Origin of the sequence: Microbispora sp. NPDC046973, from assembly GCF_040644495.1 — a bacterium.
Classification (GTDB): Bacteria; Actinomycetota; Actinomycetes; order Streptosporangiales; family Streptosporangiaceae; genus Microbispora.
In genome coordinates, this window is sequence record NZ_JBEYWQ010000035.1 from 26,231 (window position 1) to 51,063 (window position 24,833).

27 protein-coding genes are annotated in these 24,833 nt (G+C 71.8%); 11 read left to right on the top strand and 16 right to left on the bottom strand.

Features of this window, described 5'->3' with window-relative positions:
* Positions 1-38: 38 nt before the first annotated feature.
* Entirely contained in the window at positions 39-647 is a 609-nt protein-coding gene (locus ABZ860_RS37060) for an ATP-dependent Clp protease proteolytic subunit (RefSeq protein WP_357229709.1), read from the top strand.
* Positions 644-1,234: an ATP-dependent Clp protease proteolytic subunit gene (locus ABZ860_RS37065; RefSeq protein WP_357229711.1), complete on the top strand. Its 591-nt coding sequence runs from the start codon at positions 644-646 to the stop codon at positions 1,232-1,234. Before ABZ860_RS37060 ends, ABZ860_RS37065 begins: the two co-directional genes overlap by 4 nt.
* Positions 1,235-1,237: 3 nt before the next feature.
* On the opposite strand, the gene ABZ860_RS37070 is transcribed toward ABZ860_RS37065, so the two are convergent.
* Together ABZ860_RS37070 and ABZ860_RS37075 are read right to left on the bottom strand one after the other, a co-directional pair.
* Positions 1,238-1,618: a helix-turn-helix transcriptional regulator gene (locus ABZ860_RS37070; protein ID WP_357229713.1), complete on the bottom strand. Its 381-nt coding sequence runs from the start codon at positions 1,616-1,618 to the stop codon at positions 1,238-1,240.
* A gap of 276 nt (positions 1,619-1,894) precedes the next feature.
* Positions 1,895-2,632, bottom strand: coding sequence for a helix-turn-helix domain-containing protein (locus tag ABZ860_RS37075; protein ID WP_357229715.1), 738 nt, complete (start codon positions 2,630-2,632; stop codon positions 1,895-1,897).
* 91 nt (positions 2,633-2,723) lie between these two features.
* Here ABZ860_RS37075 and ABZ860_RS37080 point away from each other — a divergent pair, with 91 nt between their 5' ends.
* Complete coding sequence (locus tag ABZ860_RS37080; protein WP_357229717.1) at positions 2,724-3,260, top strand: RNA 2'-phosphotransferase; 537 nt, start codon at positions 2,724-2,726, stop codon at positions 3,258-3,260.
* A gap of 239 nt (positions 3,261-3,499) precedes the next feature.
* Entirely contained in the window at positions 3,500-4,381 is an 882-nt protein-coding gene (locus ABZ860_RS37085) for a hypothetical protein (protein WP_357229719.1), read from the top strand.
* Between the two features lie 211 nt (positions 4,382-4,592).
* On the opposite strand, the gene ABZ860_RS37090 is transcribed toward ABZ860_RS37085, so the two are convergent.
* Both ABZ860_RS37090 and ABZ860_RS37095 read right to left on the bottom strand, forming a co-directional pair.
* Entirely contained in the window at positions 4,593-5,021 is a 429-nt protein-coding gene (locus ABZ860_RS37090; RefSeq protein ID WP_357229721.1) for a hypothetical protein, read from the bottom strand.
* Positions 5,018-5,296 carry a hypothetical protein gene (locus tag ABZ860_RS37095; RefSeq protein ID WP_357229722.1) on the bottom strand — a complete coding sequence of 93 codons (279 nt, stop codon included), beginning with the start codon at positions 5,294-5,296 and terminating at the stop codon, positions 5,018-5,020. The genes ABZ860_RS37090 and ABZ860_RS37095 overlap by 4 nt, the downstream gene beginning before the upstream one ends.
* Positions 5,297-5,558: 262 nt before the next feature.
* Between ABZ860_RS37095 and ABZ860_RS37100 the strand changes: the two genes are divergently transcribed.
* The gene (locus ABZ860_RS37100; RefSeq protein ID WP_357229723.1) at positions 5,559-5,771 is read left to right on the top strand and encodes a hypothetical protein; all 213 of its coding nucleotides are present in this window, start codon (positions 5,559-5,561) and stop codon (positions 5,769-5,771) included.
* 8 nt (positions 5,772-5,779) lie between these two features.
* Here the strand turns inward: ABZ860_RS37100 and ABZ860_RS37105 are convergent, their stop codons facing one another.
* Genes ABZ860_RS37105 through ABZ860_RS37115 form a run of 3 tightly spaced genes read right to left on the bottom strand, consistent with a single transcriptional unit; the run spans position 5,780 to position 9,054 of the window.
* Positions 5,780-7,372, bottom strand: coding sequence for a CocE/NonD family hydrolase (locus ABZ860_RS37105; RefSeq protein ID WP_357229725.1), 1,593 nt, complete (start codon positions 7,370-7,372; stop codon positions 5,780-5,782).
* A 9-nt stretch (positions 7,373-7,381) separates the two neighbouring features.
* On the bottom strand, positions 7,382-7,831 hold the full coding sequence (locus tag ABZ860_RS37110; RefSeq protein ID WP_357229727.1) for a DUF3237 domain-containing protein: 450 nt from the start codon (positions 7,829-7,831) through the stop codon (positions 7,382-7,384).
* Positions 7,832-7,872: 41 nt separating this feature from the next.
* Positions 7,873-9,054, bottom strand: coding sequence for a flavin-dependent oxidoreductase (locus ABZ860_RS37115; RefSeq protein WP_357229729.1), 1,182 nt, complete (start codon positions 9,052-9,054; stop codon positions 7,873-7,875).
* 80 nt (positions 9,055-9,134) lie between these two features.
* Here ABZ860_RS37115 and ABZ860_RS37120 point away from each other — a divergent pair, with 80 nt between their 5' ends.
* Positions 9,135-9,677, top strand: a complete 543-nt coding sequence (locus ABZ860_RS37120; RefSeq protein ID WP_357229731.1) for a MarR family transcriptional regulator — start codon at positions 9,135-9,137, stop codon at positions 9,675-9,677.
* Positions 9,678-9,774: 97 nt separating this feature from the next.
* Entirely contained in the window at positions 9,775-9,990 is a 216-nt protein-coding gene (locus tag ABZ860_RS37125; protein ID WP_357229733.1) for a hypothetical protein, read from the top strand.
* 123 nt (positions 9,991-10,113) lie between these two features.
* On the opposite strand, the gene ABZ860_RS37130 is transcribed toward ABZ860_RS37125, so the two are convergent.
* The 4 genes from ABZ860_RS37130 to ABZ860_RS37145 form a co-directional block, all read right to left on the bottom strand.
* Positions 10,114-10,692: a universal stress protein gene (locus tag ABZ860_RS37130; protein ID WP_357229735.1), complete on the bottom strand. Its 579-nt coding sequence runs from the start codon at positions 10,690-10,692 to the stop codon at positions 10,114-10,116.
* Between the two features lie 13 nt (positions 10,693-10,705).
* Positions 10,706-13,558, bottom strand: a complete 2,853-nt coding sequence (locus ABZ860_RS37135; RefSeq protein WP_357229736.1) for an FAD-binding and (Fe-S)-binding domain-containing protein — start codon at positions 13,556-13,558, stop codon at positions 10,706-10,708.
* 40 nt (positions 13,559-13,598) lie between these two features.
* Complete coding sequence (locus ABZ860_RS37140; protein WP_357229738.1) at positions 13,599-14,612, bottom strand: alcohol dehydrogenase catalytic domain-containing protein; 1,014 nt, start codon at positions 14,610-14,612, stop codon at positions 13,599-13,601.
* A gap of 82 nt (positions 14,613-14,694) precedes the next feature.
* Positions 14,695-15,660, bottom strand: coding sequence for an SMP-30/gluconolactonase/LRE family protein (locus tag ABZ860_RS37145; protein WP_357229740.1), 966 nt, complete (start codon positions 15,658-15,660; stop codon positions 14,695-14,697).
* A 205-nt stretch (positions 15,661-15,865) separates the two neighbouring features.
* Between ABZ860_RS37145 and ABZ860_RS37150 the strand changes: the two genes are divergently transcribed.
* A complete protein-coding gene (locus tag ABZ860_RS37150) occupies positions 15,866-17,581 on the top strand; it encodes an IlvD/Edd family dehydratase (RefSeq protein WP_357229742.1) in 1,716 nt (571 codons plus the stop codon).
* A gap of 21 nt (positions 17,582-17,602) precedes the next feature.
* On the opposite strand, the gene ABZ860_RS37155 is transcribed toward ABZ860_RS37150, so the two are convergent.
* On the bottom strand, positions 17,603-18,286 hold the full coding sequence (locus ABZ860_RS37155; protein WP_357229744.1) for a TioE family transcriptional regulator: 684 nt from the start codon (positions 18,284-18,286) through the stop codon (positions 17,603-17,605).
* Between the two features lie 90 nt (positions 18,287-18,376).
* On the opposite strand from ABZ860_RS37155, the gene ABZ860_RS37160 reads away from it, so the two are divergent.
* Positions 18,377-19,543 carry an erythromycin esterase family protein gene (locus tag ABZ860_RS37160; protein WP_357229746.1) on the top strand — a complete coding sequence of 389 codons (1,167 nt, stop codon included), beginning with the start codon at positions 18,377-18,379 and terminating at the stop codon, positions 19,541-19,543.
* 72 nt (positions 19,544-19,615) lie between these two features.
* Here the strand turns inward: ABZ860_RS37160 and ABZ860_RS37165 are convergent, their stop codons facing one another.
* On the bottom strand, positions 19,616-20,182 hold the full coding sequence (locus ABZ860_RS37165; protein ID WP_357229748.1) for a TetR family transcriptional regulator: 567 nt from the start codon (positions 20,180-20,182) through the stop codon (positions 19,616-19,618).
* 120 nt (positions 20,183-20,302) lie between these two features.
* On the opposite strand from ABZ860_RS37165, the gene ABZ860_RS37170 reads away from it, so the two are divergent.
* On the top strand, positions 20,303-21,229 hold the full coding sequence (locus ABZ860_RS37170; RefSeq protein ID WP_357229750.1) for an SDR family oxidoreductase: 927 nt from the start codon (positions 20,303-20,305) through the stop codon (positions 21,227-21,229).
* Positions 21,230-21,262: 33 nt separating this feature from the next.
* On the opposite strand, the gene ABZ860_RS37175 is transcribed toward ABZ860_RS37170, so the two are convergent.
* The 3 genes from ABZ860_RS37175 to ABZ860_RS37185 form a co-directional block, all read right to left on the bottom strand.
* The gene (locus ABZ860_RS37175; RefSeq protein ID WP_357229752.1) at positions 21,263-21,934 is read right to left on the bottom strand and encodes a 4'-phosphopantetheinyl transferase superfamily protein; all 672 of its coding nucleotides are present in this window, start codon (positions 21,932-21,934) and stop codon (positions 21,263-21,265) included.
* 153 nt (positions 21,935-22,087) lie between these two features.
* Positions 22,088-23,065: a TerC family protein gene (locus tag ABZ860_RS37180; protein WP_357229754.1), complete on the bottom strand. Its 978-nt coding sequence runs from the start codon at positions 23,063-23,065 to the stop codon at positions 22,088-22,090.
* A 166-nt stretch (positions 23,066-23,231) separates the two neighbouring features.
* The gene (locus ABZ860_RS37185; protein WP_357229756.1) at positions 23,232-23,540 is read right to left on the bottom strand and encodes a helix-turn-helix domain-containing protein; all 309 of its coding nucleotides are present in this window, start codon (positions 23,538-23,540) and stop codon (positions 23,232-23,234) included.
* A 120-nt stretch (positions 23,541-23,660) separates the two neighbouring features.
* Between ABZ860_RS37185 and ABZ860_RS37190 the strand changes: the two genes are divergently transcribed.
* Entirely contained in the window at positions 23,661-24,833 is a 1,173-nt protein-coding gene (locus tag ABZ860_RS37190; RefSeq protein ID WP_357229758.1) for an aminotransferase class V-fold PLP-dependent enzyme, read from the top strand.

Genomic DNA, 24,833 nt, shown 5'->3' on the forward strand with positions numbered 1-24,833 from the left:
TCGACAGGTGGCGGGGGCATGGCGGATACAACTGCGCCATGAGTGTTTCACCGAGCACGAGTTACCGGGATCGGCTGAACGAGAAGCTGTTCCAGCAACGGACCCTGTTGCTGACCGGAGAGGTCGACGACGAGATGGCCGAGCGGGTCTGCGCCGAGATGGTGTTGCTGGCCTCGGCGGATCCCGAACGCGACATCATCCTGTACATCAATTCGCCGGGAGGGTCGGTGCTGGCCGGGCTGGCGATCTACGACACGATGAAGCTGGTGCCGAACGACGTGGTCACCGTCGCGCTGGGGATGGCGGCGAGCATGGGTCAGGTGCTGCTGGCGTCCGGTACCCACGGCAAGCGCACCAGCCTCGCGCACAGCCGGATCATGATGCACCAGCCGTCGGCCGGCATCGGCGGCACGGCGATTGACATCTCGATCCAGGCCGAGAACCTCCAGTACATGAAGCGGCAGTCCGAGGAGATCCTCGCCGCGGAGACCGGACGCTCGATCGAGGAGATCGCCGCCGACAGCGACCGGGACCGCTGGTTCACCCCGGAGCAGGCCCGCGACTACGGGATCATCGACACGATCGTCGACTCCTTCCCCAGCGTCGCGCCGTACGCCGTTCCCAACAGGATGGGGTTCTCGTCATGAGCCAGTACACGATTCCGTACGTGGTCGAGAAGACCCCGGTGGGGGAGCGGTCGTTCGACATCTTCAGCCGGCTGCTCAACGAGCGCATCATCTTCCTCGGCACCGAGATCGACGACGGCGTCGCCAACGTCGTGATGGCGCAGTTGCTGCACCTGGAGGCGGAGAGCCCGGACCAGGAGATCAGCCTGTACATCAACTCCCCGGGCGGCTCGTCGACCGCGATGCTCGCGATCTACGACACCATGCAGTTCATCCGCGCGAAGGTCGCGACGTACTGCATGGGCCAGGCGGCCTCCGCCGCCGCGGTGCTGTTCGCCGCCGGCGCCCCCGGACGGCGGTTCATGCTCGGCCACTCCCGCGTGCTGCTGCACCAGCCGTCCACGCAGGGGCAGGGCACGATCTCCGACCTGACCCTGCAGGCCGCCGAGGTGATGCGCGTGCGCGCGCAGACCGAGGAGATCCTCAGCCTCCACACCGGGGTGGACGTCGCCCGGCTGCGCGAGGACACCGACCGGGACCGCATCTTCAGCGCTCGCGAGGCCGTCGAGTACGGCCTTGCCGACGAGCTGATCATGACCCGCGAGTAGCGCTCACGCCGCCAGCAGCAGCACCCGTGGCGTACCGGCGGACGATCCGCGCGTCGCGATCCGGCGCGACGCCGTGATCCGCCGGACGGCACGGGTGAGCAGCTGCTCGATCGGCAACCCGAGCGCGTCGCACACCGAATGCAGCATCTCCGACGACGGCTCCTTGCGGCCGCGCTCGACCTCCGACAGATACTGCTTCGACATGCCCACCGCACGCGCCACGTCGTCGAGCGTGCGGTCCTGGTCCAGCCGCTCGTCGCGGAGGATCTCCCCGTACACCGTGCGCAGCAACGGGTCCGGCCCGTCGGGAATCGCCGGGTCGCGCTCCTTGCCGGCCCGGCGCGTCCGGATGTCGACGACCACTGATCGGCCCGAGACTGCCATGCCTGGCAGTCTGGCACGTCCAGACCCCCGGCGGACCGTCTGTTCGCGGACAGGTGAGCGAGCCGCACCGGGATGAGTGAACAGGGCGCAGACGAGATCACGAGGGGCGCGGTGCCCGGCGATACGGTGACGCACGTCAGGGCCCGCCGAGCCCCCGGGAGATCGAGCGCGCCGTGGTCCACACGGCAGGCCCGAGCAGCCGCGGCTCGGCGTGCTCCAGCCCCACGCCGTCGGCCGCTGGGCCAGGCGCAGCACTGCCGGCACTGCACCCCGGAGTCAGGGGGTGAGCCGGTGACCGCCCAGCGAGATCGGCGACTCGGGCACGGGGGCGAAGAAGTCGAAGTTGGGCGGCGGGCCGACCCTACGCTCCAGCGTCTTCACCACGTGCCTGGCGTCGTCGTTCGGGCCCGCGAGGTAGAAGGGCTTGCCGTCCTTGCCGAAGGAGACGGCCGATTTCTCCTCCCACGCGCCGAGGTGGCCGGCCGCCCCGGCGAAGTCCGCGGCCGGCTCGAAGCCGAGATCGCGGGCGTAGTTGACCGCGCCGAAGACGAGGTGCCGCGCCAGGTCGAGCGGCGCCTCACCCCAGCCGTGCGGATAGATCCTGAAGTACTTCGGGAGGAAGCGGTGCAGCTCCACCTCGCTCATCACGTCGGGGCCGAGGGCGTGCTTGACGCCGAGGCAGTAGACGTCGACGAGGTAGGCGCAGACCGACAGCTTGTCCCAGCCGTGCTTGCGCGCCACCACGACGCTCACCGTGCCCGCGGTCTCCTGGCCGTCCGGGACGTCGTCCGCCCAGCCGGTCGTGTCCGGCACGCCCAGTCCCTCGCTCCAGCCGGCGTTGATCCAGCACCCCACGAGCTCGGGCTCGGCGGCCTGCCCGCCCGTCTGCTCGGCCACCGCCCTGACATACGGTGCGACCGCCGCCGGCGCCATGCCCAGGGCACGGGCGATCTGCTTGGGAGAGCGGCCCTGTCCGCGGAGCTCGCGGACCTTCTCCAGGATCGAGCTGTCCATAGGGTCCGAAGCCTATCGGCTATCCCTGGCGGGCCAGGGCCGGCCGTACGACCGACACCATAGGGTGCGAGGCAGCGGGCACAGGAGGAAAATGGACGAGCGGCGGTTGGTGCGGGTCTCGAAGTACCTGGCAAAGCATCTGCGGCACCAGCCCGAGCGCATCGGCATCGCGCTCGACGCGCACGGCTGGGTGGACGTCGACACGCTGCTGACGGCGGCGGCCTCGCACGGGTTTCCGATCTCGCGTGCCGAACTGGAGCGGGTGGTCGCCGACAACGACAAGCGGCGATACGTGATCGACGGCGATCGGATCCGGGCCAGCCAGGGGCACTCGGTGCCCGTCGACCTCGACCTGCCGGTGGTCGAGCCGCCCCCGATCCTCTACCACGGCACGGTCGCCCGGAATGTCGAGGCGATCCGGGCGGATGGGCTGCGGCCGATGGCACGTCATCACGTCCACCTGTCGCCGGACAGGGAGACCGCGACCCGCGTCGGCGCGCGCAGAGGGAAGCCGGTCGTGCTCGTGGTGGAGGCGGCGGCGATGCACGCCGCCGGACATCACTTCCGGGTGAGCGCCAACGGCGTCTGGCTGGTGGACCGCGTGCCGCCGGATTTCATCCAGTGGTGAGGACGGCGCTCGCCGGAGTGGTCACCCCGTTTGCGGAAGGGCCTGAAAGGCCTGCTGGTACATCTGGCGTCCGAGCCCTCCTCACCCGTCTGGCCCACCAACCGGCCCGCACCTGCCTCACGACCCAGGGCGGACCGGCCCAAGCAGACCGCGAGGGCGATAGAGACGTAGAGTAACGAGATAATCACAGAAAGTTATGCCGGGGCTCGCCGTCCATCTCGGGTGGATACGGTCACGCCGTGGCACTAGCCGAACACGAAGCCCTCGTCCGTCTGTTCTGTGAACGACCCGACCTCGCCGCCGACCTGCTCACCCGGTCCCTCAGAGTCGAGCTGCCCGACTACGACTACGCGGGCCTCGAATCGGCCGATCTCACCGAGGTCACACCTGCCGAACGTCGCGCCGACTCGGTCATCGTGTTCCGTCGCAAGCGGGCCGAAGCCGACCCCCAGCCCGTACTGGCCGTGATTGTGGAAGTTCAGCGGCGCCAGGATCCCGGGAAGATGTGGTCCTGGCCCATGTACCTTGTCAGCCTCCGCACCCGCCTTGAGTGCCCAGTCATCCTGCTGGTGGTGTGCCCTGAAGCATCGGTCGCCCGATGGTGCGCCCGCCCGATCGAACTGGGCCATCCTGGTCTGGTACTGAAACCGCTGGTCGCCGGTCCGAACGAAGTGCCCGTCATCACCGATCCCGGCCAGGCGGCCGAGGACATCGAACTCGCAGTGCTTTCGGCGATCCACCATGCCGCCACGCCGGAGGGTCCCGAAATCCTCAACGCCCTGTTCATCGCGCTGCACAATCTCGACCGAGACCTGGGGGGTATGTACGCTGACATGGTTCGTGCGGCGCTGCCTCGAGAGGTCTGGGATCACTTGGAGGAGCAGTTGAAGACCGAAACCTACGAATACCTCAGCGACTGGGCCCGTGAGAACATCGCCAAGGGACAGGCCGAGGCCAAGGCCGAAGCCATCCTGACGGTGCTTGCCGCTCGTGACATCCAGGTGCCCGACGAGTTCAGGGACAAGATTCGCAAGTGCCATGACCTCGACCGGCTGGATGCCTGGATCCGGGCCGCCGCCACGGTTGACTCCTCTGACGCGCTGCTCGACGACACCCCCTGACGCCGCCCAGCGGTGACGCGCCGCCCGGTATGCCGGGTGAGCTCGGCTTCGTCTTCTTGGCAGACGTCTGTCAGCTGCCGAAGGTAGCGGTCGAAGCGTTGATGCTCGTCTTCGTCCGCCGGCTTGCCGGTGTCGCTCCAGCCGCTCACGCTGCGACTTCTTCGGGGCGCTCGATGAGCTTGCCGTACATGAACGTTGGGGCCGGGCCTTGTCACACGTCGGGATCGGCGATCTCGATCGTGAACAGGTGGTTGTCCAGGGATCGTGACGCTTCGTTCCACCGAGTCGCGTCGAACGTCAGGATCGGGCAGACCGAGACGTCGGCGATCGCCGCGGTGTGCGCCTCGCAGACGTCAAGGCCGGTGGCGACGGCCACCAGGGCGAGGTTCTCGACCTGTTCCGCGTCCTTCAGCGGCGCGACCATGACGTGTTCCATGGTGGCCAGGCCATGCATGGCGTCGGCGGCTTCCTCGCTGCATGCCTCGATGAGCGTCGAGGTGATAGCGAGAGCGGACACGACCATGGGCTGACCATCGGCGTCGTAACTCTGTATGAGGCCGATGGTGCCGGCCTCGCCACGGGCGAGTTCGTGCAGGACGGTGGTGTCGAGGATGAGGGGGGTGGGGGTGTGGTCGCTCACGCGCCGCCGTGCTCCTGCTCGAACCGGCGGATCTGCTCGTCGATGTGGGCGCGCATTCTGGTGATCCGGGCGTTGCACGTGGGGTCGGCGGCGGCCTCGGCCGCCTTGGCGTTCCACCAGCGGCGGGCGCGCCGGTCGCGCTGAATCCGCTCTTTGAGCGCGTCGTTGAGAACGGCGGAAACGGATGGGGCCTTACCCGTCGCGACGAGCCTTTCGGCATAGGCGGCCAGGTGGGGGTCGACCGTGATCGTGATCCGCGTCTTCTTCTCGCTCATACCTGCATCATACTCTGGGAGTGCCGGGCCGATCGGGCGAATGGCGCGAGCCGTAGCGAGCACCGAGACAGTGCACATGCCGAAGAGGAACTGACCGCCTCTTGGTACGGCACGCCCAGCTTTCTGCCATCCTGACAAGCAATCGGTTCGGCACTCTCCTGTCGCACCGTCGGTGGCCCCCTATGCCGTACGGTTCATCGGCGCGGTCGTGCTCTTCGTACTGGTCCTATGGTGGCGCCGATCGAAGGACAAGCGGCCTCCCGTGGGTTACGTCCTCGGTTATCGGCGCACCGACGGCACGACGGTGACCCTGACACGTCCCCAGGGCAGTTCCTTCCTTGACCACTGCGACTGGGCCGTACGGACCTCCCAACGGCCGGACGTGGCAGAGGCGTGGATCTCCTGTCGGAGGGAGGGCGGGATCGTCCGCCACCACTGGGCGGGCGGCCGGGAGGTCGCGTCCGGGGACGACTGACGACAGCGTCAGCGGGGGACGATCGGCAGCGTGATGTACGAGTCGGGGTACACCTTCTGGTGCTGGACGACCAGGTCCGCCTCGCTCGCCCCGACCCTGCCGGCGCCGGGGTTGCGGTCGAAACGGGGGAAGTTGGAGCTGGAGATCTCCACCCGGATGCGGTGGCCGGCCTTGAAGACCTGGCTGGTGGCGACCAGGTCGATGACGAACGTCCCGGAGGACTCGCAAGCGCGGACGATGCCGTCGATCACGCTCATCGCCCGGCCGTCCGGGTGCACGTCGACGAGCTTGGCCGTCCAGTCGGTCGAGGCGGCGGAGGTCTCCGCGTGCAGGGTAACCGACACCGGGCCGGTCACCTCGACGTCCGAGGCGAGCACCTCGGTCGAGTAGCAGAGCACGTCGGGCCGCCGCTCCACGTCGCGCTGGTCCTGCGGACCGACGTTGGTGGGGTCGGGCAGCAGGGTCGGGCCGCCGACGGTCGGGACCGGGTCGCGCGGGTCGAAGGTGAAGGTCGCCGGCTCCTGCGCCGAGGGAGGCTCGGGGGACAGCAGGCCGCCGGTGTGCAGGTGGTAGCGGGTCTCGACGGCGCGTTCCAGCGGCCAGGCCTCCTCGTCCCGCCAGACGTCGTCGCCCATCACGAAGATCTTCACGGCGGGGCCGGTGTCCTCGCCCTTCAGGAACGCGAGCTCCCGCTGCTCCAGGCCGATCGCCTGCGCCGAGGCGGCCGGGCCGAAGAACAGCCGTCCGGTGCCCGCGGCGCCCGGCGCGAGGTGGGACCAGGGGCCGACGACCAGAGGGCCGCCGAGGCGGCGGTGGTTCTCCAGCGTCCCGCCGAGGAACAGGTCGAACCAGCCCGCCACGTGCATGACGGGCACCTCGACGCGGTCGTGACGCAGGGTCTCGGCCAGATCCTCCCAGTAAACGTCGCGTTCCACGTGCGAGGTCCAGTCACGCCACCAGGGGATGCCGGGGATGTCACCGACCGGCAGGGTGCGCGCCGCGGCGTCCTGATCATGCAGAACGGGAAGAACGGCGACGAACCCCGCACCGACGTCCTCGCCCGCCTCGGCGGCGTGCAGCAGGCCGAGCATCGCCTGAAACGCGCCCCAGTTCAGGGCCGAGCCCAGCGCGAAGGCCCCGCCGTGATACTTGAGGCCGTCGTGGAAGTCGTGCGGCGTCATCGAGGCGACCACGGCCTTCAGCCCCGGCGGGCGGGTCGCCGCCGCCTGCAACGCGCACCCGGCGAGGTAGGACATGCCGCTCATCACGACCTCGCCGTTCGACCAGGGCTGGGAGGTGATCCAGGCGATCGTGTCGTGGCCGTCGGCGCCCTCGTCCACCCACGGCCGGAACTCGCCGTCGCTGCTCCCGCGCCCCCGGCAGTGCTGCAGCACGACCGCGAACCCGGCCCGCAGCGCGGGCGTCACCGGCGCCGTCCGGAACGAGTCCTCGCCGTACGGCGTGCGCATGAGCAGCGCCGGGAACGGACCGCCGCCGGCCGGCCGATGGACGGACCCGCGCAGGACGGTGCCGTCCCGCACCGGCATCGGGACGTCGTGCTCGACGGAGACCGGAAGCGGGGCGCGGTCGAGCTTCGGCATGAGGACTCCTCAGGTCAGGGCGTAGGCGTCATACCGTACGGCGGTGGCCACGCGGGCGGCCGAGGCCACGGCGAGGGTGCGGTTGAGCCACAGATATCGATCGTCGCCCGTCTCGAAGCGGCAGAACAGCCGGAAGTAGTACTCCGACGGGTCCACGTCCTCGCCCCGTGCGAGGCGGCCGAGCACCTCGGGGGAGCCGTGCCGGACTCCGCTGGTGGTGATGTAGACGTACGCGCCGTCGTGGGTGCGCAGCGTGTAGCGCGTGTCGATGCTGATCATGCCGTCGGCGTGGACCACCTGCCAGTCGGCCCCGCCGGGCAGCACGGTGCCCGACAGGCGGGGACCGTCGAACGCGCCGCCCACGATGTTGACCACACGGCGGTGGCCCCACTGCGAGTCCCCGAGATCGAGCACCGGGTCGAGATCCACGCGGAACGTGGCGAGCGGTTCCAGAGTCACGGGTCCCAGGGCCATGGGTTCCGGGGTCACGGGTTCCGGATTCACGAGGCGGCACTCCGATCGACGCTCCACGAGGGGCGCTCGCTGAGCGAGGCGGGGTCGAACCCGGCCGTGCGCTTGTAGGAGGCGGAGATCTCCGCCCGCTCCGCGTGGGGAATGACCTGCTCGATGTCGTCGAACCCGCCGGGCGCGCGTTCGTGGGCGAGCTTCATGACGATCTCCGGGCCCATCTCTCGGTTGGACAGCTGAAGCGCCGTCGCGGCCGGGCGGCGCATCTCCTCGTACGCCGCCAGGTCGCCCCGGGCGAGGGCGTACGCCAGCACCCGGGCGTCGATGATCGCCTGGGAGGCGCCGTTGGAGCCGATCGGATACATCGCGTGCGCGGCGTCGCCGAGGAGCGTGACGTCGCCGAAGGTCCAGCGGGGGAGCGGATCGCGGTCCACCATCGGGTACTCGTACGCGGTCTCGGCCCCGGCGATGATCCCCGGTACGTCGAGCCAGTCGAAGCGCCAGTCGGCGAAGTGCCGGCCGATCTCGGCGAGGTCGGCCGGGCGGTTCCAGTTCCCCCGGTCGGGGGCCTCGCCGTCGAGGGGCCGCTCCGCGATCCAGTTGATCAGCGTGCGCTCGCCGGTCTCGATGGGATAGGCGACGAACTTCTGCGTACCGTCGCCCGCCATGATCATGGATCGGCCGGTCAGGAACGGCTCGCCGTAGGTGACGCCGCGCCACAGGACCAGGCCGTTCCACGGCGGCGGGCCCTCGCCGGGGTACAGATGGGCGCGCACGGCCGAGTGGATCCCGTCCGCGCCGATCAGCAGGTCCTCGGTGCCGGGGCCGGTGATCCGGCTGCCGGTCCGTACGGCGTCCGGGCCCAGCCGCTCGACCACCGCCTCCAGCAGGAGCATCTGCAGCCTCCCGCGATGGACGGAGTACTGCGGCCAGGCGTAGCCCGCGGCCAGCCCCCGGGGTTCGGACCAGATCGGTGTGCCGTAGCGGTTGAAGTAGGCCAGTTCGGCCGTGGCCACGCCGATCTCCGCCAGCCGGTCGGCCAGTCCCAGCTCGGTCAGCTCCCGGACGGCGTGGGGGAGGAGGTTGATCCCGACGCCCAGCGGCCGGATCTCGGGGGCGGCCTCGTGCACGGTCACGTCCTCGAACCCGGCCGCGTGCAGGCTGAGCGCGGCGGTCAGCCCGCCGATGCCCGCTCCGGCGATGACGATGCGCACGAGCGCCTCCGGGGAAACGAGAAGTTGTTATGGCCGTAACAATATTCACGACGCCCCTGCGGCTACGCAAGACTTGACCGGTGAACAGCGAGCCCGACGCCCAGCCGGATCCCGGCGCGGACGTGCCGCCGGACCTGCGGTACGCCGCGTACGCGCGCGAGCGCCTGGCGGCCATGTCGCCTCCGGCCGACGCCGAGGCGTTCGCGCTGGCCTACCACCTGCTCCAGCTCGCCTACCTGCTGGTCACCGACCTGGAGACCCGCATCCACCGGCCGCGCGGCCTGACACTGCCCGGGTTCCGGCTGATGTTCAAGCTCTGGCTGCTCGGCCCCACTCAGCCCGTACGGCTCGCCGAGATCTCCGCCATGTCGCGCTCCGCGGTGACCAACGCCGTCAACACCCTCGAGCGCGGCGGCCTGGTCGAACGCCGGCCGGTGCCGGAGGACGGCCGCGCGGTGGTCGTCACGCTGACCGCGGCGGGCGAGGCGGCCGTGCGGGAGGCGTTCGCCGAGCAGACCCGCAGGGAGCGGGAGTGGTTCGCCTGCCTCGGCCCCGCCGAGCGCGAGCAGATGACCGCCCTGCTGGCCCGGATCCTCCGCAGTCGCCCGGCCGATCTTCCATGACCGGTGACGAATCGGGGCAGTCGCCCAGAAGCTACGCGTACAGTTCTCGCAGGCGTCCCCGGGGGTGGGACGCGCCCGATTCACCCTGAGGACCGCAGTGGCCGTTTCCGAGCAGTTCCCGCCGTTCGCGGCCCCGGACGCCGACGCCGCAGCCGGGGACGAGCCCGGCGGCGCGGAGCCGGACCCGTTCCCCGGTGACACGCACTGGTACGACCTGCCGGACGACGACGCCGCGCCGGAGGAGGACGACGAGCCCCTCACATCGGGACGGCGCCTGTGGCGAGCCCTGTGGCGCGCGCTGTGGCGGCGTTGAACCACCCTCCCGCAGGCGGCCCTGTTGTATCCGGCCCACGACGATCGCCGGGCCGGCGGAGGAACACACGCCGGTGGCCTATGGCCATGGGCAGCCGTGGAAGCTGAAGACGATCGGGCGTCTCTACTGTTCGGTCGTGGAAGGGCGCACGACGGCGACGGGGCAGCGGGCGTGGTGCAGGACGGCCCGGCTCACCGAGCCGAGCACCACCGAGCCGATGGCGCCGTGTCCGCGGGACCCGACCACGAGGAGGTCGGCCTTCTCGGCGGCCTCGACGAGTACGGGAACGGGGTGCCCGCACACAGCGCGGATCTCGGCATCCACGTCGGGGTAGCGCTCCCGGTAGGTCGCGAGCACAGCGGCCACGTGCTGCTCCTGGGCCCGCCGCACCTCGTCGATGTCGTAGGTGACCTCCGGCGCGTACGCGTGCACCGGAAGCTGCCAGGCGTACAGGCCGAGCAGGCGGCAGCGGCGCAGCCGTGCCTCCTCGAACGCGTAGGTCAGCGCGGCCTCGGCCTCGTCGGAGCCGTCGGCGCCGACCACGATCAGACCGTGGGGCGCCGTTGCCTCGGGCCGCACCACCACGAGGGGGGCGGAGACCTGGCCGGCGAGGTGGGTGCTGACCGAGCCGACGTCACCGACCGCGTGAAGACGACCGTGATCACCCGCTTCACACCCGTAGTGATCGCGGGGAATCGTCATCGTGCGGCGTACCTCAGGCGGTCACCTCGTCGAGCAGTTCGAGCAGGTGGTGGTAGGTCTTCCCGGTGGCGCGGGTCATGCCGATCTCGCAGGTGCGGTTCACCGACGCGTGCGCGGCGAAGCCGCCCTCGGTGACGGAGGCGGCCTCGGCACGTGTGGCGGAGGCGGTCAGTTCCGGGTGCAGCAGGCCGCGGTCGCCGGCGAAGGCGCAGCACTGCCAGCCGTCCGGGACGACGACCTCCTTCGCGACGGCCTCGGCCACCTTGGCGATGGCGGCGTCGAGGCCGAGCCGGACCGACGAGCAGGTCGGGTGCAGGGCGAGCGAGGCCGGCCTGCGCTCCTCCGGCGGCTGAGGCAGCCGCGGCAGGACGTGCTCGGCGACGAAGGTCACGGCGTCGAGCACCCGGACGACGGGCGAGGCCGCGTCCGCGGACGGTTCGGACCCCGCGGCGACCAGCCGTTCGAACCCTTCCGTGCAGGAGGCGGCGTCGCTGACCACCGGGATCCGGCCGCCGTCGGTCGCGGTCAGGAGCGTCTCCCGCACCCGGCGGCGCATCACCTCGTAGCCTCCGGTGAATCCCTTGGACGACCATGGGGTGCCGCAGCACAGGCTCCCGACGCCTTCCGGCACGTGCAGCCGCAGACCGGCGCGCTCGGCGAGCCGCAGCAGCGCGGCCATGACGCCGGGGCCGCCGTCGGCGGGGGCGAACATGGTGTTCAGACAGGACGGCACGTAGACGGCGTCGGCGCCGGGAGCCGGGACGGGGCGGCGGGGCGTGCCGCCGCGCGGCAGGTCGCGGCTCCACTGGGGGACGGTGTCGGGGCCGGCGACGGCGCGGGCGGCCCGGCTTGCGATCTCCGCGAGGCCGGCCGGAGCCGCGGCGGCCGCGTCCATCGCGAGGTCCATGGCCCGGGTCACTCCGTCCCAGTGCTTGGCGGCGGACTTCCAGGCGGCCCGGGCGGGGCGGCTGTGGCGGTCGGCGCGCAGGCGTTTGGTGAGGTCGCCGGTGTTGATCAGCACGGGGCAGGCGGTGGCGCACATGCCGTCCACGGCGCAGGTGTCGACGGCGTCGTAGCCGTAGTCCTCCTCCAGCTGCCGGGCGAGGGCGTGGTCGCCGGCCGCGCGGGCGGCGGCGATCTCGCGGCGCAGCACGATGCGCTGGCGCGGGGTGGTGGTCAGGTCGCGGCTGGGGCAGACCGGCTCGCAGTAGCCGCACTCCACGCACCGGTCGACCTCGGGCTCGACGGTGGCGACGGTCTTGAGGTCGCGCAGGTGCGCCTTGGGGTCGTCGGTGAGCACGACACCGGGATTCAGCGTGCCGGCGGGGTCGCACAAACGCTTGACCTCGCGCATCACCTCATACAGTTCGTCGCCGTACTGGCGGCGGACGAAGGGGGCCATGACCCGGCCGGTGCCGTGCTCGGCCTTGAGGGTCCCGCCGCGGGACAGCACGGCCTCCACCAGGTCCTCGGTGAAGTCGGCGTAGCGGTCGAGGTCGGTGCCGAAGCGCTCGTTGAGCATGAAGTGCAGGTTGCCGTCCTTGGCGTGCCCGAAGATCACGCTGCGCTCGTAGCGGTAGCGGTCGAACAGCCCGGTCAGCTCATCGCACAGGCCGGCCAGGGCGGGGACCGGGACGGCGACGTCCTCCAGCAGCGCGGTGGTGCCGGGCGGCCGGGCGCCGGCGACCGCGGCGTACAGGTTCTTGCGGATGCGCCACAGCGCCGCCCGGCCGGCGCTGTGGCCGCTGAGCCGGGCCGGGACGGCCAGGTCCATCCCGGCGAAGACCCGCCCGGCCTCCCGCTCGCGCGCGGCGAGCAGCTCGGGGTCGGGCTCCTGCCACTCCACCAGCAGCGCCGCGTGGTCGCGCACCTGTAGGGTGCGCAGGACGTCGTCGGCGTGCGGGTCGAGCTGGGCCACCCGCAGCGACTCGGCGTCGAGCAGCTCGACGGCGGCGGGTTGCGCCGCGACGATGTCTGGCACGGCCGCCATCGCCCGCCCCAGGGTGGGGAAGACGACCAGGCCCGTCGCGGCCAGGCGGTGCGCCGGGACGGTGCGCAGCACGGCCTCGGCGACGAAGCCGAGGGTGCCCTCGCTGCCGACGATCAGGTGGGCGAGGATCTGCGCCGGGGTGTCGTGGTCGAGGAAGCTGTTGAGGCCGTAGCCCATGGTGTTCTTGATGGCGAACTGCGCGGTGATCCGGCGCACGGAATCGGGGTTGCCGCGGATGCGGTCACGCAGTCGTCGCAGGCCCTCGGCCAGGGCGGGTTCCAGGGCGCGGAGGCGGGCGTCGGCGTCGGGGGCGCCGGTGTCGATCACGGTGCCGCTGGGCAGCACCACGACCATCGACTCCAGCGTCTGGTAGGTGCTGGCGTGGGTGCCGCAGGTCATGCCGCTGGAGTTGTTGGCCACCACCCCGCCGATCGTGCACGCCGACTCGCTGGCCGGGTCGGGGCCCAGCTTGCGGCCGTAGGCGGCAAGGCGGGCGTTGACCTGCCGCAGCACGGCTCCGGGCTGCACTCTGACCCGCGCACCGCCGTCGAGGATCTCCACCTGGCGGAAGTGACGGCGGGTGTCGACCAGCAGATGATCGGTGACGCCCTGCCCGGACAGGCTGGTGCCGCCGGACCGGAAGGTCAACGGCAGCCCGGTCCGCATCAACGCCGCCACCTGCCCGGCGTTTTCCGGCACCAGAACGGCCTGCGGAGTCAGCAGGTAATGCGAGGCGTCGTGCGCCATCCCCAACCGGTCGCTCACCCGCGCCCGCGTGATCCCCGGAACGGCGGCCTCCACCGCCGCCAGCACGGCGGGCTCGGGCGGGGCCGGCCGTCGCGGCTCTGCACGGGTTCCGGCATCGGTAAGGCTCATGATCTCAACGCTTCCGTCCGGAGGCGCCCACGCGCCTCCTCTATCGCCGAGGGTCGATGTGGATCTTGGGGCCCGGACCCGCACCGGCCGGGCGGCGCCCCGCCAGCACGCCGGCGGCGTCGTCCAGGCCGACGGTCGCGGCCACGAGCGGGCGGGCGTCGACCGACCCGTCCGCGTACGCCTCGATGGTCCCGGCCAGACCGGCCGATCCGCTGAGCACGCCGACGGCGGTGACGTCCCTGAACACGAGGTCGCGGGTGTCGATGCGGCTGGGGGACCCCGCGAGACCGACATAGACTACCCGGCCCGCGGGCCTGACCAGGTCGAGCGCGAGCGCCGGCAGCTCCGCCGCGTTGGACGCGTCGACCACGGCGTCCCACGGCAGGGACGGCAGTGACGCCCGGGTCCACGCGCCCGCGAAGCCGAGGTCGCGGGCCAGGCGGAGCGTGGGCTCGTCGCGGCCCATCAGATGCACCTCGGCGCCCCCCGCCCGCGCGAGCAGCGCGACGAGCAGGCCGATCGTGCCCGTGCCCAGCACCAGCAGCCGGTCGCCGGACCGCAGGGCGGCGCCGCGCACCGCGCGCAGGGCGTTGCCGCCGGGTTCGACCAGCGCGCCCATCGTCGCGTCGATCGTCTCGGGCAGCGGGTGCAGCGCCGACGCCGGTACGGCCAGCCGCTCGGCCAGCGCCCCGGGGAAGCCGTTGCGAATGCCGATCTCGGCCCGGTCGGGACAGACGTGGTGCAGCCCGTCGCCGCAGAGGCGGCAGCGCCCGCAGCCGAGCTGGGTGTCGCCGGTGACGCGGCGGCCCAGCCAGCCGGGGTCCACGCCCTCCCCGAGCGCCGTGACGACGCCGCACCACTCGTGGCCGGGACGCAGCGGATACCAGGCGTGGCCGGAGTGCAGATAGCTCATCGCGCCGGTGAACAACTCCACGTCGGTGCCGCAGACGCCGACCCGCTCGACGTCGACGACCACCTGCCCGGGCGCCGCGACCGGCGGCTCGAGGTCCACGACCTCGGCCCTGCCGGGGCCGGTGACGACCAGTGCCCGCACTACCGGGAGAAGGGGACGGGCGCGACGGCGCCGATGGGCGTGAGGGGCACGGTCGTGTCTCCTTGACGGGGATCGGGGCTCGTCATCGAGCCGGCACCCAGTAGGGCGTCGCCAGGCCGCGTACGCCCACTCGGGTGGTGAACAGGTGGCCCGATCCGGGATGTCGAGCCAGGTCGACGCCCTCGGTGGAGGTGGTGATGACGAGGACGTCGAGATCCGGTCCGGCGAAGGCGGGACAGGTGACGTTGGGCGCGCCGACCTCCACGGTGGCGAGCAGGCGCCCACCGGGATCACGGCACTCCACCCGGCCGCCGCCGAAGATCGCGATCCACAGGTTGCCCTCGCTGTCGGCGCACATCCCGTCGGGCATGCCGCCGGCGAGCCTGAACAGCTCGCGCCGCGGCCCGGTCCGGCCGGTGGCCGGGTCGTAGTCGCGCTCCCACACCACGTGCGGCGTGCTGTCGATGCTGTACAGGCGGTCGCCCGCGGGGCTCCAGGCCAGGCCGTTCGACAGGGTCAGGTCGTCGTCGAGGCGGACGCAGGTCGTGCCGTCGAGACGGGCCAGCACCTCCTGGCCCTCCCGGTCGTCCAGGGCCATGCTGCCGATCAGGAAGCGCCCGGCCGGGTCCACGGCGCCGTCGTTGAGCCTGCTCGGCGCCCCGGGAGGCAGCACCCGGGCCAGCTCGGTGCGGTGGCCGGCGGTGTCGACCCGGGTGAGGACCTCGCGCTCGGCGACGACGAGCTCTCCGGCGGCGGAGACGGCGACCGCGCCCACAGTGCCGCCCACAGTGCCGCCCACAGTGCCGCCCACAGTGCCGCCCACAGTGCCGCCCACAGTGCCGCCCACGGTGCCACCCGTCGCGCCGCCGAAGGCGTGTGCCGTGGTGGCGGTGATGGCGCCGGTCGCGGGGTCGAGCCGTCCCTCGTGCACGGCTCCCGCGTTGATGTCCACCCACAGCAGGCGCTGCCTGAGGGGGTCCCACACAGGGCCCTCGCCGAGGGCGTACACCTCGCCGGAGGCCTGAGCGGCGGTGAACTGCCTGGTCACGGAGCCTCCTGTCCGGCGGCGATCGCACCGGCGGATGGCAGCCGGCCGGGAACCGCCCGCGGCGGAGCGAGCGGAAGCACGATCATGTTCCGGATACTAGAGCCGATTTCGGGCGGGAGAAAAGGTCCTTACCGCAATCTTCTGGGCAGAGTGAACGGTGGGCTGGCCTCACACAGCCCGTGCCTCCCCGCAGATCGGGGGCCGAATGGGGACGAGCCGCAGTGCCGAGTGGTACGCCGGGACCGGCCGCAACGCGTACATCCACCGGGCGTGGATGCGACGTGGGCTGCCCTCCCACGCCTTCGACGGGCGTCCGCACATCGCGATCGCGAACACCGCGTCGGACCTGACCCCGTGCAACATGCACCTGGACGAGGTCGCCGAGCACGTCAAGCGCGGTGTCTGGGAGGCGGGCGGCGTCCCGCTGAACCTGCCGGTGGTGTCACTGGGGGAGACGCAGGTGCGCCCCACGGCCATGCTGTGGCGCAACATGGCCGCGATGGCCGCCGAGGAACTGCTGCGGGCCAACCCGATCGACGGGGTCGTGCTGCTCGGAGGATGCGACAAGACGATCCCCGCGCTGCTGATGGCCGCCGCGTCCGTGGACCTGCCCGCGGTCGTCGTGCCGGGCGGGCCGATGCTCACCGGGCACTTCCGGGGCGTGCCGCTCGGCTGCGGCACCGACGTGTGGAGGCTCAGCGAGGAGGTCCGCGCCGGGACGCTGACCCGGGCGGAGTTCCTGCGTTCGGAGTCGTCGATGATCCGCAGCAAGGGGCACTGCAACACCATGGGCACCGCCTCCACCATGGGCCTGCTCGCCGAGGTCCTCGGCATGACCCTGCCGGGCGTCGCGGGCACCCCGGCGGCCGACAGCCGGCTGCTGGAGGCCGCGCACGCCACCGGGTCGCTCGCCGTCGAGATGGTCGCCGCCGACCGCCGGCCCGCCACGGTGCTCAGCCGGGGCTCCTTCCTCAACGCCGTCGTCGCGCTCGCCGCGCTCGGCGGGTCCACGAACGCCGTCGTCCACCTGCTCGCCATCGCCGGACGGCTGGGGGTGGAGCTCACCCAGGACGACTTCGACCGTACGGGGTCGGGCGTGCCGCTGCTCGTCGACCTGCTGCCCGCCGGGCGGTTCCTCATGGACGACCTCTACCGGGCAGGCGGCCTGCACGCCGTGCTGCGCGAGGTGCGCGACCTGCTCGACCCCCGGGCGATCACCGTGACGGGCCGTCCGCTGGTGGACTACCTCGACGACGCCCGCATCCACGACCCCGCGGTCATCCGCCCCCGCGAGACGCCCCTGCTGGAGGAGGCCGGGATCGCGGTGCTCCGCGGCAACCTCGCCCCCGACGGCGCCGTGATCAAACCGGCGGCGGCCTCGCCGCACCTGCTGCGCCACCGCGGGCCCGCCGTCGTGTTCGACTCCGTCGAGGACCTGCGCGTCCGGCTCGACGACCCGGACCTGGACGTCACCCCCGGCTCGGTGCTCATCCTGCGCGGCTGCGGCCCTAAGGGCTATCCCGGCATGCCGGAGGTCGCCAACCTGCCGCTGCCCGCGAAGCTGCTCGCCCAGGGCGTACGGGACATGGTTCGCATCAGCGACGGGCGGATGAGCGGCACCGCCTACGGCACGGTCGTGCTGCACGTCGCGCCGGAAGCGGCCGCCGGCGGGCCGCTCGGCCTCGTCCGCACCGGCGACATCGTCGTCCTCGACGTCGGAAAACGCAGGATCGACGTCGAGGTCCCCGCCGGGGAACTGGCCGCCCGCCGGCCGTCACCGGCCATGGTGCGGGCCTTCGCCGCCCCGCGCCGCGGCTGGGAGCGTCTGTACGTGGAGACGGTCGGCCAGGCGGACACGGGCGCCGACCTCGGCTTCCTCAGAGGCTCCAGCGGCAACCGGGTGTCCCGGGATTCCCACTAGCGGCGCGCCGGCGCCGCATCTTCAGAGTTCGCGGGCGTGGAGGTAGGCGTCCAGGGCGGCGGCGCCCTTGAGCATGGCGCGGCCCCGAGCGGACAGGCGGGCCTGCCAGTCGAGCAGCGTCGACTCCAGCGGGGCGACGCCTCCGGCGGAGCGGACCTGCGCGATCAGTGGGGCGATCTGCTCCAGCAGGTAGCCGCCCCGCCTGAGCTGGTGGGCCAGCCGGACGTCGCGTACGTCGGCGGCGCTGTAGATCCGGTAGCCCGTCTGCGGATCGCGGCGCGGCCGGACCAGCCCGGCGTTCTCCCACTTGCGCAGCGTGGCGGGGCGGAGTCCGAGCCGTCTGGCCAGGGGGCCGATGAACGTGTCGCCGCGTTCCTGCGGCAGGGGCGCCAGGTCGCGGAGCGCGGCCTCGACGGCCTGGAGGGTGCGGCGGTCGTCGAGGAGCTGGCCGTGACTGTCGTCGATGAGCCGCAGTGCGTCCTCGGTGGCACCCCGGTTGACCGCCTGCATGATCGCCGTGGCCGTCTGGTGACCGTGCCCGGGCACGAGGGCGAGGAACGCGCGCAGGGCTCGCGCGTGCAGCGGCGTGTAGGTGCGGTAGCCGTAAACGGTGCGTTCGGCGGCGGGCAGGATGCCGGCGTCCTCGTAGTTCCTGACCGCCTGGGTGGACAGGCCGTGCTCGCGTGCCAGGTCCACTGGCCTCATGAATGCATCACCGATTGAAGGTCCATCGCGATGAACTGGGGGTTTTTCTGGAAAAGTTTACACCGAGTGTTCAACGATACCGTCGAAGGCATGGATATCAAGGACACGGCCCGGCCGCTCGACGGCGCGGGAGTCTCGGCGTTCCTCCGCTCGCTTCCCGTGCGGCCCCTGCTGCTCGGCCTGGGCGAGGCCAGGCACTTCGTGGGGGAGCTGGGCGAGGTGCGCAACGAGATCTTCCGGCATCTGGTCGAGCACGAGGGCTACCGGTCGTTCGCCGTCGAGAGCGACTGCCTCAGGGGCCTCGTGGTGGACGACTACGTCAGGACGGGTGCCGGCACGCTCGACGACGTCATGGAACGCGGCTTCAGCCACGGCTTCGGCGCGTCACCGGCCAACCGCGAGCTCGTGCGGTGGATGCGGGCGTACAACGAGGAGCATGAGGAGAAGCTCCGGTTCTTCGGGTTCGACGGCCCTCTGGAGTATTGGGCGGCGAGCCCGCGCGAGGCGCTCACCGCCCTGTACGCCCTTCTGGACGGCCCGCTTCCCGGCACGGTGGTGACCGGGGAGACCCTCGACACCCTGCTGGGACCCGACGACCGGTGGTCGAACGAGGCCACGGCCATGGATCCGTCCCAGTCGATCGGCCGGTCCGCCGACGCCCGGCGGCTGCGACTGATCGCCGACGACCTGGTGGCCCTGCTCGAGACGCAGGCGCCGCAGCTGGGCACGGAGGACAGGGAGCGGGCGGAACTGTACGCGCGCACCGCCATCGGCCTGCTCCGCTACCACTACTGGATGGCCGACGCGTCCCCGGCACGGTGGACCCGGCTGTCGGCCCTGCGGGACGCGATGATGGCCACCAACCTGCGTGCCGTCGCCGAGCACGGCCCGGCCCTGGTCTTCTCCAGCAACCTCCACCTGCAGCGGAACAAGAGCCTGATGCCGTTCGGCGACCAGCGGCTGGAGTGGTGGAGCGCCGGGGCGATCACCGCGACGCACCTCGGCGACCGGTACGCCTTCCTGGCCTCGGCCTTCGGCACGGCCGGCGACGACACCCCGCCCCCGGACACCGTCGAGGGCATCCTGTCCACGCTCCCGTGGGACCGCTGCCTCGTCGACGCCCGCCGGCTGGCCGAGGCCCTCACGGAGACCGCCCCGCGCGTCTCCCAGGACTTCGCCTATTTCCCGCTGGACCCGGCCCGGCTCGACATGATCGACGGCGTCGTCTTCCTCAAGCGGGTTGCCACGCTGGGGTGACAGGGCCGCGTGCGTGTCAGGTGTTCCTGACACGCACGCGCATCGACCCACCACTGATGCGAAGGCGGGAGGTCACCTGCCCGCCATCACGGCCTTCAGCTCGTCGAACGACTCCCGGACGAGCTGCGACAGGTCCGGCTCGCCGGGTCCGCTGATCCAGCGCTCGAACGCGATCTTGAAGACCGCGATGCCCGCCTCGGCGGCCAGGCTCGCGGCCGGCTCCGTGACGCCGCGCCGCCGCAGCGTGTCGGCGAGCGCCGCGGACAACGACGCGAGCTTGATCAGCTCGCGTTCCCGGAGTTCGGCGGTGGCCGCGATGACGCTCTGCCGCTGCCGGGCGCTCTCACGGCGCCCCTGGAACACGACGCCGACGCTCTCGACGGCTCCGGCGATCGCGTCGATCGGCGCCGCGGAGTCCGGCGCGCCTGCGACGGCGTCCACGAGGTGATCCTGCAGCGTGCTCGAGCCGTAGAACAGCACCTCGCGCTTGTCGGCGAAATGCCGGAAGAACGTGCGCTCCGTCAGCCCCGCCCGCTTGGCGATCTCCGCGACCGTGGTCTGCTCGTATCCGCGCTCGATGTAGAGCTCGAGCGCCGCCTGTCCGAGACGGCCTCGTGCGTTCGGCTCCCATCGACCCATGCCTCGGATCCTACCCTGATGACAGCGACTGACATCGGTGCTATGTTGATGGCAGTCACTGACATCGCCGTCCGCCCGAGTGACCCGGCGCGGAGGGCAATCGACCACTTGGAGTACGTCATGCGCGTGTTCGTCACCGGCGCGTCCGGCTGGATCGGCTCCGCCGTCGTTCCCGAGCTCATCGGCGCGGGGCACGAGGTCGTCGGCCTGGCCCGGTCCGACGCCTCGGCCGCCGCTCTCGCCAGGGCCGGGGCGCAGGTGTGCCGCGGCACCCTCGACGATCTCGACATTCTGCGGAGCGCGGCCGCGGCGTCCGACGGTGTGATCCACCTCGCGTTCAAGCACGACATCGCCTTCGCCGGCGACTTCCAGGGCGCCGCCGACGCGGATCGCCGCGCCGTCGAGGCGCTCGGCGAGGCGCTGGCGGGCTCCGGCCGTCCGTTCGTCCTCGCCTCCGGACTCCTCGGCCTCACGCCGGGGCGGGTGACGACCGAACGGGACGGCCGTGACTCCGGCTCCGCCGCGGCGCACGACGACGGTCCGCCGGCCCGGCAGGCCACCGCGTTGTGGACGCTCGACCTCGCCTCCCACGGCGTCCGCTCGTCGGTGCTGCGCCTGCCCCCGACGGTGTACGGCGAGGGAGACCACGGCTTCATGGCGGCCCTGGTCGGCATCGCCCGCGGCAGGGGCGTCTCCGGTTACGTCGGCGACGGGTCCAACCGCTGGCCCGGAGTGCACCGGCTCGACGCCGCGCACCTGTTCCGCCTCGCGCTGGAGAAGGCCCCGGCGGGCTCGGTGCTGCACGCGGTCACCGACGAGGGCGTGCCGATCCGCGCAGCCGCCGAGGTGATCGGCCGCCACCTCGGGCTGCCGGTGGTCTCGATCCCCCGCGAGGAGGCGAGCGAGCACTTCTCGTGGCTGGGTGGCATGATCGGGATCGACGCCCCGGCGTCGAGCGCGCTGACCCGCGAACTGATGGGATGGCAGCCGGTGCAGCCGGGGCTGCTCGACGATCTCGACAAGGGCCACTACTTCCGCGCGGGGTGACCGGCGACGGGCCGTCGCGCCGGTGCGGGATCGTCAGGGCCGGGCCGGTGCGGGATCGCCGGGGCGGGGGAGGGCGATGGAGGTCGCGATGTGCCCGTCGCTCACCACCCACCGGCCGGGCAGGGTGTCCGTTCCGACGGCCGGGTCGGCGACCAGGAGCCGCGCGCGGAACGTGCCCGAGGGCTCGATGTCCACGACCGCCTCGGTGAAGTCGAGCCAGCGTCCGGTCAGCGGGAACCACACCTTGTAGACCGACTCCTTGGCGCTGAACAGGATCCTGTCCCAGCAGACCTCGCCGTCGGCGTCGCCCATCGCCCGCAGGGCGGCGATCTCCCCGGGGGAGGCGATCGTGGAAAGGACCTCCTCCGGGAGGGGTTCGTGCGGTTCCGCGTCGATGCCGACCGCGCGTGCGACGTCCGCGGAGGCGACGGCCGCCGCACGATAACCCGAGCAGTGCGTGATGCTGCCGACCGTGCCGGTGGGCCAGACGGGCGCGCCCCGCTCGCCGCGCGGGATCGGCACCGGCGTGACGCCGATCCGGGCCAGCGCGAGCCGGGCGCAGTGACGTCCGGTGACGAACTCGCGCCGCCGCCGGTCGACGGCCCGCGCGATGAGCGGCCTCTCCTCCGGGAACAGCGTCTCCTCCGGCACGTCGCCGAACCTCTCGGCCGACGCCACCCACGAGGGCAGGATCTCGTCGATCATGCGGCCGTCCCCGGCGCCGCGAACATCCCCTCCACCGACGCGGCCATGTGTGGAGAGTACAAGATCGCCGCGCCGCGGCGGAAGATCGATTCGGGGCGGCCGTACGGCCCCGCACCGGGGCATCCGGGGCCCACGCCCGTGGGCGGACCCTCGCTACCGGCGATCCCGGGCGGCCAGGTCCTTTCCCTCGCGCTCCTCGCGGCGGTTCCTGTACGCGCTCGCGCCCACGGCGATCACGAGGCAGGCGCAGATGACCGCGAGCGACAGCCACACGGGGATCTTGTACACGTCCGCCAGGAGCATCTTCGCGCCGACGAACACGAGGATCGCCGCCAGGCCGTACCGCAGGTAGCCGAACCGGTGCATGGCCCCGGCCAGCAGGAAGTACATCGCCCGCAGCCCCAGGATCGCGAACGCGTTGGAGGTGAAGACGAGGAACGGCTCGGAGGTGACGGCGAAGATCGCCGGAATCGAGTCGACGGCGAAGACGATGTCGCTGGTCTCCACCGCGACCAGGACGGCCAGCAGCGGCGTCGCGACCCACCTGCGGCCCGGCCGCCCGTCCTGCCCGTCCACGTCCTGCCGCACGAGGAACCGCTGGCCCTGGTAGGAGTCGGTGACGGGGATGAGCCGGCGCATCGCGCGCAGCACCGGGTTGCGGTCGGGGTGCACTTCGATCGCCGAGTGCCTGGCCATCTTCACGCCGGTGTAGAGCAGGAACGCTCCGAAGACGTACAGGATCCAGTGGAAGCGGTCGAGCAGGACGGCGCCCGCGCCGATGAACGCCGCGCGGAAGACCAGCGCGCCGAGCACGCCGAAGAACAGCACACGGTGCTGCAGTTCGCGGGGGACCGCGAAGAACGAGAACAGCAGCGCGATCACGAAGACGTTGTCGACGGCCAGGGACTTCTCGATGAGGTAACCGGCCAGGTACTCTCCGCCCGCCTCCGGCCCCCACGCGAGCCAGACCACGGCCCCGAAGCCGAGGCCCAGCGCGATCCACACTCCCGACCAGGCCAGCGCCTCGCGGACGCCCACCACGTGGGCCCGGCGGTGGGCGAACAGGTCCACGGCGAGCATGGCGAGGATTACCGCCAGAACCGCGGCCCAGACCCACAGGGGCACAGACATCGTCACCCTCCTCACCGCCGCATGGGCGGGCTCGGCAGGCCGACGGTCTCCCCGTGCCACCTTCAGCGGTGACCCTCGCGCCGGGACGCCCTAGGACGGCGGCCGTGATGACGACGCTGAGGAAGCCGGGTACTCCCCCTCGAACTGTGTTCAAGTATTCAGGAAATCAGCTTCGTACGTCAACCGCGGCCCCGAACAGTTCGAGGAACTCGCCGATGTGCCGGTGCCGCTCGCTCGGGTGGCGGAGCGGGGCCAGCGGGTTGATCGTGTAGTGGTTGCGCCGCCCCACACGCTCACGGCGCAGGTAGCCCGCCGCCTCCAGGTCGGAGACGATCGCCTGGGCCGCCCGCTCGGTGATCCCGACCGACTCGGCGACGTCCCGCAGTCGCGCGTCGGGATCGCGGGACAGCGCGAGCAGGACGTGCGCGTGGTTGGTGAGGAACGTCCAGCCGCCCGCGGGGGAGGAGGTGCTCATACCTCATTATGCGATGCCGGATTCGCGAAACCCCGGTCGGCCACCAGGACCCATGCGCACAGGAAAGTGGGTTGCAGACCGGGCAGAATGGGGCTTTCGGGATCTTTTGGGAGGCTTCACGTGACCATCGACGTCGGACGGGCGCGGGCGGACACGCCGGGATGCGAGAACGTCGTCCACCTCAACAACGCCGGGTCCTCCCTGCCGCCGCGTCAGGTGACCGACGCCGTGGTGGACCACCTGCGTCTGGAGGAGCGCACCGGCGGCTACGAGGCGGCCGCTGCCGCCCTCGACCGGTCGGAGCGGGCCTACGACGCGCTGGCCGAGCTCGTCGGCGCGGACCGCGACGAGATCGCCCTCATCGAGAACGCCACCCGCGCCTGGGACATGGCCTTCTACTCCCTGCCGTGGAAGCCGGGCGACCGCATCCTCACCGCGCGCGCCGAGTACGCCAGCAACGCGATCGCCTTCCTGCAGATCGCGAGGCGGCACGGCGTGCGCGTCGAGGTGGTGCCCGACGACGAGACCGGCGCCCTGTCCGTCGAGGCGCTGCGCGACATGATCGACGAGCGGGTCAAGCTGATCGCCGTCACCCATGTGCCGACCCAGGGCGGTCTGGTCAACCCGGCGGCCGAGATCGGCGCCGTGGCCCGGGAGGCCGGGGTGACGTTCCTGCTGGACGCCTGCCAGTCGGTCGGGCAGATGCGGGTCGACGTCCGCGAGATCGGCTGCGACCTGTTGTCGGCGACCGGCCGCAAGTTCCTGCGCGGGCCGCGTGGCACCGGGTTCCTGTACTGCTCGCGGCGGATTCTCGACCGCCTGGAGCCGCCGTTCCTCGACCTGCACGCCGCCGAATGGACCTCCGCCGACTCCTACGAGGTGCGCGGCGACGCCCGGCGGTTCGAGAACTGGGAGGGCTACGTGGCCGGAAAGATCGGTCTCGGCGTGGCGGCCGACTACGCGCTGAGCCTCGGGCTCGACGCCATCGAGGAGCGGGTGACCGGGCTCGCCGAGGCGCTGCGCGGGCGGCTGGCCGCGATCCCCGGAGTGACCGTGCACGACCGGGGCGCGCGGCGGTGCGGCATCGTGACGTTCACCGTGGACGGGCGCGACAGCCGGGACGTGGCCGCCCGGCTGTCGGCCGCGAAGATCAACGTCTCGGTGTCCGCGGCGTCCTCCGCCCGGTGGGACTTCGAGGCCCGCGCGCTGCCCTCGCTCGTGCGGTCCTCGGTGCACTACTACAACACCGAGGACGAGCTGGACCGGCTGTGTGAGGCGCTGCCCTCCGCGTGA